This window comes from Chryseobacterium sp. CBo1 (assembly GCF_001693475.1).
GTDB classification, from domain to species: Bacteria; Bacteroidota; Bacteroidia; order Flavobacteriales; family Weeksellaceae; genus Chryseobacterium; species Chryseobacterium formosense.
In genome coordinates this window covers 16,163-28,925 of the sequence record NZ_MAUH01000006.1, presented here as the reverse complement: position 1 = coordinate 28,925, position 12,763 = coordinate 16,163, and the positions used below count along the sequence as shown (strand labels likewise).

General features: G+C 32.8%; 16 protein-coding genes. 8 read left to right on the top strand and 8 right to left on the bottom strand.

The genetic code is table 11. From position 1 onward, the window contains the following. Positions 1-49: 49 nt before the first annotated feature. The 4 genes from BA768_RS05440 (at position 50) to BA768_RS05425 (ending at position 3,806) form a co-directional block, all read left to right on the top strand. Entirely contained in the window at positions 50-916 is an 867-nt protein-coding gene (locus BA768_RS05440) for a hypothetical protein (protein ID WP_065720001.1), read from the top strand. Beyond that, complete coding sequence (locus BA768_RS05435; protein WP_065720000.1) at positions 913-1,617, top strand: diphthine--ammonia ligase; 705 nt, start codon at positions 913-915, stop codon at positions 1,615-1,617. The genes BA768_RS05440 and BA768_RS05435 overlap by 4 nt, the downstream gene beginning before the upstream one ends. Before the next feature lie 41 nt (positions 1,618-1,658). Then, a complete protein-coding gene (locus tag BA768_RS05430; RefSeq protein WP_065719999.1) occupies positions 1,659-2,546 on the top strand; it encodes a hypothetical protein in 888 nt (295 codons plus the stop codon). A 177-nt stretch (positions 2,547-2,723) separates the two neighbouring features. Further along, on the top strand, positions 2,724-3,806 hold the full coding sequence (locus BA768_RS05425) for a serine hydrolase domain-containing protein (protein WP_065719998.1): 1,083 nt from the start codon (positions 2,724-2,726) through the stop codon (positions 3,804-3,806). On the opposite strand, the gene BA768_RS05420 is transcribed toward BA768_RS05425, so the two are convergent. Genes BA768_RS05420 through BA768_RS05405 form a run of 4 tightly spaced genes read right to left on the bottom strand, consistent with a single transcriptional unit; the run spans position 3,803 to position 6,147 of the window. Continuing rightward, entirely contained in the window at positions 3,803-4,507 is a 705-nt protein-coding gene (locus BA768_RS05420) for a hypothetical protein (protein WP_065719997.1), read from the bottom strand. The genes BA768_RS05425 and BA768_RS05420 overlap by 4 nt on opposite strands. After that, positions 4,504-5,121 carry a hypothetical protein gene (locus BA768_RS05415; RefSeq protein ID WP_065719996.1) on the bottom strand — a complete coding sequence of 206 codons (618 nt, stop codon included), beginning with the start codon at positions 5,119-5,121 and terminating at the stop codon, positions 4,504-4,506. The genes BA768_RS05420 and BA768_RS05415 overlap by 4 nt, the downstream gene beginning before the upstream one ends. Before the next feature lie 4 nt (positions 5,122-5,125). Further along, the gene (locus tag BA768_RS05410; RefSeq protein ID WP_065719995.1) at positions 5,126-5,827 is read right to left on the bottom strand and encodes a hypothetical protein; all 702 of its coding nucleotides are present in this window, start codon (positions 5,825-5,827) and stop codon (positions 5,126-5,128) included. Beyond that, positions 5,824-6,147, bottom strand: a complete 324-nt coding sequence (locus BA768_RS05405) for a PadR family transcriptional regulator (protein ID WP_034678930.1) — start codon at positions 6,145-6,147, stop codon at positions 5,824-5,826. Before BA768_RS05405 ends, BA768_RS05410 begins: the two co-directional genes overlap by 4 nt. A 79-nt stretch (positions 6,148-6,226) precedes the next feature. Between BA768_RS05405 and BA768_RS05400 the strand changes: the two genes are divergently transcribed. Next, a complete protein-coding gene (locus tag BA768_RS05400; protein ID WP_065719994.1) occupies positions 6,227-6,754 on the top strand; it encodes a 2'-5' RNA ligase family protein in 528 nt (175 codons plus the stop codon). 39 nt (positions 6,755-6,793) lie between these two features. Continuing rightward, positions 6,794-7,351, top strand: a complete 558-nt coding sequence (gene ruvC / locus BA768_RS05395) for a crossover junction endodeoxyribonuclease RuvC (RefSeq protein WP_034678925.1) — start codon at positions 6,794-6,796, stop codon at positions 7,349-7,351. Between the two features lie 8 nt (positions 7,352-7,359). On the opposite strand, the gene BA768_RS05390 is transcribed toward ruvC, so the two are convergent. Next, complete coding sequence (locus BA768_RS05390; RefSeq protein ID WP_065719993.1) at positions 7,360-7,770, bottom strand: hypothetical protein; 411 nt, start codon at positions 7,768-7,770, stop codon at positions 7,360-7,362. 162 nt (positions 7,771-7,932) lie between these two features. Here BA768_RS05390 and BA768_RS05385 point away from each other — a divergent pair, with 162 nt between their 5' ends. Next, complete coding sequence (locus BA768_RS05385) at positions 7,933-9,003, top strand: DUF4407 domain-containing protein (RefSeq protein WP_065719992.1); 1,071 nt, start codon at positions 7,933-7,935, stop codon at positions 9,001-9,003. Positions 9,004-9,067: 64 nt separating this feature from the next. Then, the gene (locus BA768_RS05380; RefSeq protein WP_065719991.1) at positions 9,068-9,265 is read left to right on the top strand and encodes a KTSC domain-containing protein; all 198 of its coding nucleotides are present in this window, start codon (positions 9,068-9,070) and stop codon (positions 9,263-9,265) included. 83 nt (positions 9,266-9,348) lie between these two features. Here BA768_RS05380 and guaB read toward each other — a convergent pair whose 3' ends face one another. The 3 genes from guaB to BA768_RS05365 all read right to left on the bottom strand — a co-directional run bounded on the left by guaB (position 9,349) and on the right by BA768_RS05365 (position 12,724). Beyond that, a complete protein-coding gene (gene guaB / locus BA768_RS05375) occupies positions 9,349-10,809 on the bottom strand; it encodes an IMP dehydrogenase (protein ID WP_034678923.1) in 1,461 nt (486 codons plus the stop codon). A gap of 148 nt (positions 10,810-10,957) precedes the next feature. Next, positions 10,958-11,458: a DUF4252 domain-containing protein gene (locus BA768_RS05370; protein ID WP_065719990.1), complete on the bottom strand. Its 501-nt coding sequence runs from the start codon at positions 11,456-11,458 to the stop codon at positions 10,958-10,960. A gap of 12 nt (positions 11,459-11,470) precedes the next feature. Further along, on the bottom strand, positions 11,471-12,724 hold the full coding sequence (locus BA768_RS05365) for a DUF4252 domain-containing protein (RefSeq protein ID WP_065719989.1): 1,254 nt from the start codon (positions 12,722-12,724) through the stop codon (positions 11,471-11,473). Positions 12,725-12,763 lie beyond the last annotated feature (39 nt).

The following is a 12,763-nucleotide window of genomic DNA, read 5'->3' as shown; positions in this document are numbered from 1 at the left end:
GAATTTTTCTTTGAGGTTTTTTTGTATTTTAGATTTAAATAAAACTTTGATGAAAATTATTCAGATTAAAAAGCCTTGTGAAGAATTGTGGGACAAAATGCATCATATTTCCGAAGGGAAATTTTGTGATTTATGTTCTAAAACCGTACTAGATTTAACCCAAAAATCAGATCAGGAAATACTCAGAATTTTAGATGAATCAAATGGAGAAATCTGTGGCCGGATTTTCAGACATCAATCAAATAGAAACTTTTTACCTCCTGAAAAAGTAGTTATTAGTAAAGAAAAAAGAAACGGATATTCTCAACTGGTTGCAGGATTGGCAATTGCAGCAAGTTTAGCAGGAATTCAAACCCAGGCTATAAATTTTGAAAAACCTTTAATTCAAATTTCAGAAAATCAAAATTCAGGAGAAAGAGATTTAGACAGAAAAAAAATGTCCGACAATGATTTTATCATTTCCGGAAAGCTTTCCAACTCTGAGACAGGTAAACCTTTACCAAATGTTGAAGTCACTTTTATAACAATAGAAAAAATTTTTAAAGTGAAAACTAATAAGGATGGAATATATAAAATAACTGTTCCTGATTTCTACGTTCAAAAAGATAATAATGTTTTGCATTTTGAATTCGGCAGCTACAATGACAAGGAATATCTTCTTACTAAAGAAGAACTAAAAAATAAAGAATTTACTTTTGAAAGCTATGAAATTGATGAAATGGTGGTTATGACAGGTGGTATTTCTTCAAGAAAATTAGAACCAACTATTCTGCTGGATGGTGAGGAAATTGAAGAAGAAGAACTCTATAAATTAGGTGTAAGTAATTTCGAAGCTTTTCATTTTTATGGAAAAACAGCAAAAGCTTTATACAATGATGTTTCAAAGGACGGTTTATATTTATTTTTTACAAAATGAAACCCAAAGCCATATTCAACTGGAGCAGCGGAAAAGATTCTGCATTAGCTTTATACAAAATTTTAAAAGAAAATCAATTTGAAGTCACTTCTTTGCTGACAAGCATTAATCAGGAATTTCAAAGAATCTCGATGCATGGTGTTCATGTTTCTTTGTTAGAAAAACAGGCGGAAAGTTTAGGATTTCCTTTAATTAAAATGGAAATCCCGAAGGAACCGACAATGGAAGAATATCAAGAAATTATGACCAGAACGATGAATGAGATACAATCTCAAGACGTCACTCATTCTATTTTCGGAGATATTTTTTTAGAGGATTTGAGAAAGTATAGAGAAGATCAACTTAATAATATTGGAATGGAAGCGGTTTTTCCTCTTTGGAAAATCAATACAACAGACCTCATTCATGAGTTTCTAGATTTAGGTTTTAAAACGATCGTCACTTGCGTAAACGAAATTTATCTGGATAAAACTTTTGCAGGAAGAATTATTGATAAAGATTTCATTAATGATTTACCTGAAAATGTAGATCCCTGCGGAGAAAACGGAGAATTCCATACCTTTACTTTTGACGGTCCCATTTTTAAAAATCCTATAGATTTTAAAATTGGTGAGATTGTAAAGAAGACCTATCCAAAACCGAAAACTGATGATAATGATGAAGGTGGAGAATATGTTTTCTGGTTTTGTGATTTGATTTAGAAATAATAATCTAAAATTTTCGTTTTGCTTTAAACTAATCAATGAGACCCCATCTGAGAATTGAAAAACCGTGTGAAGAACCTTTGGAAAATATGTACGATATTACCGGAGGAAAACATTGTGAGCTATGTTCTAAAAAAGTATTGGACTTATCTGACTTAAATAATACTGAGATCTTAAAAATTCTTCAACAAAACAAAGGTGAAAAATTCTGTGGAATCTTATTCAAAAATCAATTAAACCGATCTTTACAAGAAGAAAAAATTCCTTCAAACACTTCCCCAAGAAAAATCACGTTTTCAAAAGTAGCCGCCGGATTGGCTTTAACAGCCAGTATGGTAAATACTTATCCTTCACAAACCACTGTTGCACATTCAAACGAAATAGTTGTCTCAGCCGATTCAAATATAAAAATCGAAAACGGAGAACCTCGAAAAGATAACGGCAATTTTGTGATCTCCGGAAGAATAGTTGATTCTGAAAACACAAAGCCGATTCCTTCAGAGATTAGCTTTATTACTGCTTTGAAAGTTTATACCACAAGAACAGATAAAAACGGCTACTATCATCTCGAAATACCGAAAGATATTCTTAAATACGAAAGCCTACTGGAGTTTACTCCTAACGACTATGCCTATGACAAAAAAATGGTTATTTATACCATTCAAAATCTTAGTAAAAAACAACTGATAAAGTTAGAATATAATGGTTTAGATAAAATGTATGGTGAAATTTCATACGGTCCACCTTTAGCTACAGAAAAATCTCTTATAATTGTTGAAGGAAAAAAATTAGACTATAAAATATTTAATAAAAGTTACTCCTTATATTCCAATAAATATGAGGTTCATTACATTCCTAAAGAGTTTGTGAAATTCTTCACTCCAAAAGAAAACATTCATGACATTTACATTGTTTTTATAAAATAAAATTCTTTACTGATAGCTTTTTCAACTTTTTCACATTCAACAATAATGAATAAATTAAATAGTACGTTCTCTTATTTTATGATTTGATTTAGAATAGTTTTAGTTTCACACAGTTCGTAACCTTAAACTTTGATTAAAAATCTTTTTTTCTTATTTTAGATAAATCAAAAGCACATCATGAAGTTTTTAGTAACGATTATTTCTGTCTTCTTACTTTTATTTTCCTGTCAAAAAGTTGAAATCTCCAAGCCTGTTGATAAAAAGGTAATTATTGATTCTGCAGTTACTGCATTTCAGCAAAAATTATATAAAGCGCAAATAGATTCGGTTTTTAATGCTTATCATTTTAACGCAAGTGTCGGTGTTTTTAAAGATAGCACTGAACTTTACCGAAGAAATAATGGATTCTCGAATTTTGAAAATAAAACTGAAATCAACAACGCTACAGTATTTTCAATTGCCTCGATAAGCAAGCAGTTTACCGCTGTTCTGATCTTACTTCAAATGGAAGGGGGAAAATTGAATCTTGATGATAAAGCCTCAAAATATTTCAAAGATTTCCAGAAAAAGGAATACGAAAACATCACCATTCAGCAGCTTCTAAATCACAGTTCGGGACTTAATAATTTCGGGGAAAGATTAATGTTCAAAAGTGGAAGCGGATTTAATTATTCCAACGACGGATATAATGCTTTAGGAAAAATTGTAGAAAATGTTTCAGGAAGATCTTTTGATGAAAATATGCTGGAATTATTCAGAAAGGCTGGAATGAAAAATTCATCAACCGGAACTTCATTTGATGGAGAAAATTTTGCTAAAACATACGTAGGAAATTCGAAAAGCCAGAAAGCTGTTGACAATATGCCAAAAAGATTAGGCAACAAAGAAATTGGCATTCCTGCAGGCGGAGTTTTGTCCACCATTGATGATCTTCACATCTGGAATAATGCTTTATACAGCGGAAAAATCATTAAAACCGAAACTCTGAAAAAATTCATGGCCAAAAGCACCGAAAGACAACATCCTGTTCTCGGAACGATGGGTTACGGCTTAGGAATTATGATGAATGACAATAAGCCGGTTTCTTATTTTCACAGCGGATATGTAAAAGGTGCACCTTCCCTCAACATTTATTATCCCAAAACCAAAACTTCAGTTATTATCCTATCTAATATTGCGGATGAAGAAAAAGGCAAAACTGCATCTTTCCAACCTCATTTAAAAATTAAGCAAATTTCAGATGTATTGGAAAATTATTAATTAGAGATTTTAAAATTTTCTTCCAGATAAGGAGTGATTTTTTTAATCATTTCAAGATACTTTTGCTGGGATACTATAATTGCTGCTTCAAAAAAGAAAAAGAAAAGAAACAAAGCGTTAACAACAATACCTTTCATATGATTTGGATCCAAAAAACCATCATTTATTTCTAAAACAAAACGGAAAAACCATCCTGAAGACATCGGAAGAATAAAAAATACGCTTACAAGATTCTGATGGGCAGAAAGCCGGATGTTTTTATACTTTTTAGGCAGATCAAAATACTTTTTTTCTTTGATGTAAATAATTAACGGAAATACCATCACAAGACCTACAAAGACACCCAAACTTATTCTAAAAACAGAAAACGGAATAAAAAAATAACATAATACAACTAAAAAATAACTGATTACTGCAATTACTGCCGATTTTTTCAGGATTGAAAAAAGCTTTTGTCTTGAGGATTTTTTTATCAAAAGAGATGTTTTTTCTGTACTCCAGCTACCATCCCGGAAAAGCCTTAAGTCGTCGTACCAGGAAATAATAGCGACATTAAATGCATCATCAAAAGACAGAGCTTTCTCCGATTGTATCTCATTGATTTGGCTTACAAAATGATCTTCAACTTCCATTATGATATCTATCGGAAGATTTTTATTTAAAAGAAAAGTTCTTATTTCCCGTTTTTGTTCTGTTGTCATGAAAGCAAAATATTTACTTTTTTAATTCTGTAATAAAGCAATTGGATCTGAAGCACAACCGAAAAAGTGAGCGCCATATGGTTTAAAGGAAATTCCCAAATATTGTCATGCGTTTTAAAGGCAATATTTAAAATAGGGACAATAATTAAAATCAACAATAAACTTCTCAGCAATAAAGGATGAAAAGATATTCTCTGATAATCTGAAAAACTGAGTTTCCCAAATATGAAACTGTAGAGAAGAAATAACAGATGTAAAATAATAAAGCATCCCTGAATAACTAAATATAAATCTTCATTAAGATAAAACATCATCCCTGAAAGCAAACAAAACAAAAAAGCCAACAACATCATTTTTCTGAACCTCATCTGCAAAAGATTCTTCTCAATTTTTGCAATTCTTCTGAATGAAAAAATATCTGCTCTTACCATTTTCAGTTCGCTCTGCCAATTGATTGTTGTATGAACGAAGGCTTCCTGAAAACCAACTTCTTTTTTAAGCATAAAATCTGAAATCTGCATGACAAAATGATCATACACTTCAGTAAATATAGCAGAACTCAAATTTTTACTTTTAAGATACTGCTCTATCTGTTTTAAGTTTTCTTTTTCCATAGTATTATAATTCTCTAAGGTCTTGAATACTATTTTTAATTTTTTTCACACTTTTTATAAATGAAACCTGCATAAAGATTGTAAAAAAATATGTACCTGAAGTAATCATTAGTATAATTATATCTGCAAAATTTTCACTTGAGTTATAAAAAAAATTTAATATCCTTTCTCCAGTATTTGTATAATAGCTGTATATAAACGGAAAGAAAAATCCAAAATACATACAAAGCCCCTCATAGCCTTGGTATATATTAAGTCTAATTTTCTTGTTTTTAAATGATAGATGATACAGTTTAGTATACCGCATCACAAAAATTCCAGGTAGACTAAAAAAAATAATGATTGCATACCTCAAAAATTCACTAAAATCATTTTTATCAATTAGCTTACTTAGTGAAAATAAAAGTAAAAGCATTATAAACACAGATAATGAAGCTTTAAGCAAAATTTTATTTACAGCTTTATCTTTAATATTCTTTGCAATGAGTGCAATTGATTTCCCATTATAATACTTCGCTTGCTTTAAATCTTCGCTCCATTTTTCTTTGGTATTTTCAAATGCGGCATCAAAAGATTCTTTATTTTCAATTTGTAGATTATCGATCTGATTCAAAAAATGATCTTTCACTTCAAGCAAAATATCCAAAGGTAAATTCTTAGAGATCAGATACTTTTCAATCTCTAATTTTTGTTTTGCTGAAATCATATGTCAAAAATTGTTTTTAGATTAAATAAATATGATCTCATCTCATCTTCCTGAACTGCCTGTTGTTTTTTGCCCTTTTCGCTAAGCAAATAATATTTTCTGCTTCTTCCATTGATTTCCTGAATTTCAGAAGTAATAATTCCATCTGCTTCCAGCTTATGTAAAAGCGGATAAAGTGCGCCTTCCGTCATTTCAAGTTCACCTTCTGTTAATTCTTTTGCACGCTGTGTGATCTGATAACCATACATCTTTACTTCTTTAGAAAGTAACTTTAAGATGATGTTTTGGAGTGTTCCTTTATAGAGACTGTTTTTTTTCATCCGTCGATTTAATACCTTACAAACTTATGCATAATTTTCTTATGTATTAAAATAAATTTTAAAAACTTAATTTCGCTTTATGAAAAAAATGTATTTCATAGCTGTTTATCCTGAACAGAAAATCATTGATGAGGTGAGAGCTTTTAAAGAAGATTTAGCTATAAACTTTGGCAATACTAAAGCATTGAATAATGACGCACATATTACATTATTTCCTCCTTTTGAAAGAGAAATCAAATTGGAGGAAGATATTCACATTGCTTTTCAGAAAGTCAATACAAAAATTTCTCCTTTTGAAATTATATTGAATGGTTTCGGAAGCTTCCCCAATCCAAAAAATCCTGTTCTGTTTATACAACCGGAAGAAAATGAAAATCTGAAGCAGCTGTATTTTAATGTAAAAGAAAAATTTAGTTTTGGAAGTTATTCATTCAATCCCCATATGACAGTGGGCTATAGAAATCTCTCTTATGAAAACTTTCTGAAAGCCTGGGAAATTTACAAAGACAAACCCTATATAACTAAATTTATCGTTGATAAAATTTCACTTCTTAGACATGACGGGAAATGGATTCTGATCGATGAAAAGAAACTGTCGCAAGAATAAATTAAAATCTAAAATAAAGAAAGCCGTATCTTTGTCGTGATGGTTTCAGCAGAGAAAATAATTTTAGGAATTGACCCCGGAACAGCCGTGATGGGATTTGGCTTAATATCGGTTAAAAAAGGTAAAATGGAAATGATTTCCATTCACGAACTGATTTTAAAAAAATATCCTAATCACGAAACCAAGCTTAAATATATTTTCGATAAAACTTTGGCTTTAATTGACGAGTTTCATCCGGATGAAGTTGCGCTTGAAGCACCTTTCTTTGGTAAGAATGTACAATCAATGCTCAAACTCGGAAGAGCTCAAGGTGTTGCAATGGCAGCAAGTTTGTACAGAAATATTCCCATCACCGAATATTCTCCAAAAAAAATAAAAATGGCAATCACCGGAAACGGGAATGCCAGTAAAGAACAGGTCGCAGGAATGCTTCAGAATCTTTTAAAACTCAAAGAATTCCCAACAAAATATCTTGATGCTTCCGACGGATTAGCGGTCGCTGTGTGCCATCATTTCAATTCGGGAACGCTTGCTGATACAAAATCTTATTCCGGTTGGGAAAGTTTTTTAAAGCAGAATCCCGATCGTCTAAAATAATTCAACAATTACTTTTCTTTGTATTCCGAAGGCGAAACTGAAAAATCGGTTGTCGGTTTACCGTTTTTGTCATAATAAATATATTTAAGCGTAACATTGTTATCTCTGAAGTTCTTCATATCATGAGAGTTTTTAATGCTTTTTAAAGCTTCCTCCTTTGCAGCAGATTTATAGCCATTAATTTCTTCAGGTTTCAGGTCTTCTTTTACATCATCTGTTAAAGTATAGCAGTATTTCAAAGTCTTATTTTCTCCTGCCGAAACACTGTCTAATCTCACACCTTCACTCAACAATTGCGGAGTCATTTTATTCATGTTGGCTGCGGCCTCCTTTAATTCTTTGTCTACAATATCTTCTTTTTTACAAGATGACAATGTCAAAATAACCATGGCTAAAGAGATTCTTGATAAATTTTTCATAATATATTTATTTGAATAGATTAAAGATAGATATTTTTAATAACAGAAATTAAGCCATTAACAGAAGCAATTTTGACTTATTTTAAAATTACTTGGTAAAACATATTACTATTTGTAACAATGGTATATTTTTTAATACTAATTTTGTAGAAAATTTCAATAATGAAAAACCCACAATCGACTATATCTCAAACCAATCATAAAATAAACTGGTTTCAGAAGTTTCTGCTCGTCTGCTCCGGTGGAAATATTCATATCCTAAGGAAAACACCGAGTGAATGGAATAAGTTTGCAGGAATCGGAGGAATCGTTCTTTTTACAGCCGTATTTGCAACATTATCTGCTGCTTATGCAATGTATACTATTTTTGATGACATTTGGGCATCCATCGGATTTGGAATTCTTTGGGGACTAATGATCTTCAATCTTGACCGCTACATTGTTTCATCCATTAAAAAAACAGGAACGTGGTGGAATCAGATTCTCATGTCGATTCCAAGATTGATTTTGGCAACTTTTTTAGGAATTATTATTTCTAAACCTTTAGAGCTTAAAATTTTTGAGAAGGAAGTTAACAAACAATTGAACACTATTATTCAACGAAACAAAACCGACCTGCAAAAACAAATGAACGGCAGAATTCTTCAGCAGAGCGGGCCGTTTGAAACAGAAAAGAAGCAAATCTCAGAAAAAACTTCACAATATCAGAAATCTTATGATTCGGCTGCTGTCGAACTGGAAAAGGAAATTTTAGGAAAACAAACCAACCTTACCAGCGGAAAAGAAGGTTTCGGACCCAATGCAAAACGTAAGCAGGAACTGAAAGAGCAACGCAGACAGGATCTGGAAAACTACCAGAAACAGGTTGCACCAAGATTAGATTATCTTGACAAAGAAATTTCAAAAGTTTACACCAATCTTGAAACCGAAAGAAAATCCACAGAAACTTTTGAAGATAAGTTCAACGGATTCGCAGCCAGACTTCAGGCATTGGATGAATTGGGTAAGAATTCAGCGATTATTGCAACAGCTGCAGCTTTTATTATGGGGCTTTTTATCTGTCTGGAAATTTCACCGGTTTTGGTTAAACTAATTTCTTCGGTGGGACCTTACGATTATCTGTTGGAAAAGACTGAAAATGATTTCAGGCTCTACTCCAAAGAAAAAATAGAAAAAGGAAATGCTCTAACTGATTTCCGGATTGATGATTTTAAAGATAAACTTAAAGAATAAATACAAAAACCTTCCAGACTTTGGAAGGTTTTTTATTAGGAATATTTTTTGATGAAAACAATATATGCCATCAAGCGTAGTTAATCATTATATTTATTTTCCTGAAACTGAAATATTGAGAGTCATATATCAGTCGGGAGCCATTTATGATTACTTAAAAGTTCCTCTTGATATATCCGAGAAATTCAGAGAAGCGAGATCGAAAGGACAGTTTTTGAATTTTGTCATTAAGCAGAGATTCAGATTTAGGAAAATTAAATAATATTGCTTAAAAAAGTTTCGGCGGTCGCAAAGCGACCGCCGAAACTTTTATTTTATTTAACGCCAATAGCTAACAGCGTATCATTACAAAGAATAATTAGGAGCTTCCTGAGTAATAATTACATCATGAGGATGAGATTCTTTCAATCCGCTTCCTGTGATCATTACCATTTTGGTCTCGGTTTGTAAAGCAGTAACGTCTTTTGCTCCGCAATATCCCATTCCAGCTCTTAAACCTCCAACTAATTGGAAAATTACTTCTTCTAAAGATCCTTTACTTGGAACTCTTCCTTCAATTCCTTCCGGAACGAATTTTTTAGCCTCACTTTGGAAATATCTTTCTTTTCCTCCTCTTTTCATTGCAGAAAGACTTCCCATTCCCTGATAAGTCTTGAATTTTCTTCCCTGGAAGATGATTTCTTCACCTGGAGCTTCATCAGTTCCGGCTAAAAGAGAGCCCAACATTACAGCTCCTGCTCCACTTGCGATTGCTTTTACAATATCTCCTGAAAGCTTAATTCCACCATCAGCAATGACTGCAACATTTTTGGTTTGTGCGTATTCGTAAACGTTATAAATTGCCGATAATTGAGGAACCCCAACTCCCGCAACAACTCTCGTTGTACAGATAGAACCAGGACCAACACCTACTTTCAAAACATTTGCTCCGGCCTCGATCAGATCTTTAGCTGCTTCAGCAGTTACGATATTTCCTCCAACAATATCCAAATCAGGATATGCCTGTCTGATTTCTTTAATTTTATTCAAAACACCAATAGAATGCCCGTGAGCAGAATCGATACCTATAATATCAACACCTGCTTTTACAAGAGCTTCAATTCTATCTAAGGTATCTTCACCAACTCCAACTCCGGCTCCAACGATTAATCTACCGTTTTGATCTTTATTGGCATTCGGATATTCCAGCTGATTATCAATATCTTTAATGGTAATTAAACCTACTAATTTATTGTTTGCATCAACGATAGGGAGCTTTTCAACTCTACTTTTCAAAAGAATTTCTTTGGCTTTCTCAAGATTGGTATCTTTATCGGAAGTGATAAGATTTTCTTTCGTCATAATCTCCTCAACCTTCATATCAAGGTTTTCCTGATATTTCACGTCTCTGTTTGTGATGATGCCGATCAAGGTATTTTCAGCGTCAACTACAGGTAGACCGGAGATCTTATATTTGGCCATTGTTTCTTTAGCCTCTGCCAAAGTATGGTCTTTAGAAAGTGTAACAGGATCAGAGATCATTCCGTTTTCAGAACGTTTTACTCTGTTTACCTGAGCCGCCTGTTCGGCAATTGTCATATTTTTATGAATGAAGCCCAAACCACCAACTCTTGCCAAAGCAATCGCCAATTCAGCCTCTGTAACGGTATCCATTGCAGCGGAAACGATAGGAACATTAAGCGTAATTTTGTCGGTAAGTCTTGATTTTAATGAAACCTGGTTAGGTAAAACTTCAGAATAAGAAGGAACTAGAAGCACGTCATCGAAAGTGATGGCTGTCTCTACAATTTTGTTATGAATAGACATCTTTACTTTCTTGCAAAATTAAGCTTTTTAAATGACATATGAAAATAGCTTAAAATAGTTTAAATAAAACTTAACAATTCATATTATAAATCAAAAAAAGCCACCGTGAACAGTGACTTTACAAAATTAAATATGGTTGAATATGAAGTTATTTATCGGATGCGAAATTGATCATTTTTGAAATATCATCTGCTGTAAAACTCCCTTTTACATCTACAAAGACCAAATCTTTCTTAGAATTTACGGTAATCAGCATATTTTTTATCATGTCGCCTTGTTGCTTTACACGGATATTCACGTTTTCACCATCACGTTTTATGGTAGCCCATTCTTCGTAATTTTCATTTTTCAGATAATTGGCATAATCTTTCATCAGCTTCTCACTTCCGTTGGCAACAGTCATCATTTTTATCTTCGAAACTTTTTTTACCATGGCGATGGCTTCTTCACTTTCGCCATCTTCTCTCAAAGCTTTTTTGATATAAGGCTTCGCTAAAAACATAGGTACATTAATACTCGCAAATTGAGCATCCTCATAATCATAGTCAGAATTTGAGAAAAATGCCATATTCGGTTTATGAGAAACAATACACGACTGCATTAAAAATAAAGTACAGCAAACGAAGAAAATGGTTCTAATTGTTTTCATGGTTTTTAATTATTAGTTGATTTGGTTTAAACTTCCTGCAGAAGATTTACTGATATTAGCATCAATTCTCGGGCTTCCTTTATATTTCACAGATCCTGCCGAAGAAGCTTTTACAGTCAATTGATCTTTAGCATTCACCGAAGCACTGCTTCCTGAAGTAGATTCTACTGTACCTACATTAGCTCGTAGCTGATCGGCTTTGCATGAAGATCCGCTGCTTGCATCGATGGCTACATAATCCGTATTTCCTTCCAGAGTAACGCTTGAGCCGCTTGAACTTTTTACTAAAACTTTATTTGCGCTCACCGTCGATTTTACATTAGATCCTGAACTCGCTTCAAAATTTGAAGTCCCTGAAATCTGAAACTTTGCCACAACCGCCGATCCTGAAGATGCATCAACGATCATATCTTTTGCGCGGATTTCGTTTACTGCCGTAAAGTTTGAGCCGGATGAAGCTTTAATCTTATCAATTGATGGCGAAGAAACATTGATGCTCAGATTTTTAAATTTTAAATTTCTCGTCCCTTTATTATCAATATACACTTTCAAAACTCCGTTTTCAACTCTTGTAATGACATTCTGAAGTTTATCTGAATCTGCAAAAACCTTCACACTTGTATTGTTTTCCTGCTTAAAGACCACTTTTACTCCTGTGCTCATGTCAATTCCTGAGAACTGTCCTACATTTCTGTTTTCACCATTTAGATAAGATGCAGAATTATCCGATACAAAACTGCTTGTAATTGTTGATCTCGTTGTATTTGTTTTTGTTTCAGCAGAATTAATAATTTTATTCACGTCATCCATCGAAAGTCTTCCGTCGAGCATCACCAGAATATTTTCTCCGCCTCCGCTATCAATACTCAAGAGCATATTATCCAGCGTTCCGTCATTTTTTGCATCGGATGAAAGAAATTTAATTCTACTTCCTGCATTCTTTACAGACATAATCTCATTGTAATTCAAATTACTCAGATAAGACGAAATTTCTTTATTCACATTCGCCAATTCTCCTTTGGTGTTTTCTGTGATTAAAACTTTCAATCCGTCAATCTTTGAAAGAAGAGGTTTTATCTGATCGAGTTCTTCGTCTGCGATATTCAGATTGCTAAGCATTCCGAACATAGGTTTGGCAATCTTAATGGAGGTTACTCCCTCAACTTCCTGATATTTTTCAAAAAGCTGATCCAGCTTGTTTTTCTGTCCGTACACATTAAAGAAATGAGACAGCACAAGAGTACATATAATGAGTATTTTTTTCATAAGTTCAGTTTAAATTAATTGATTATAAGCCTGATCAGT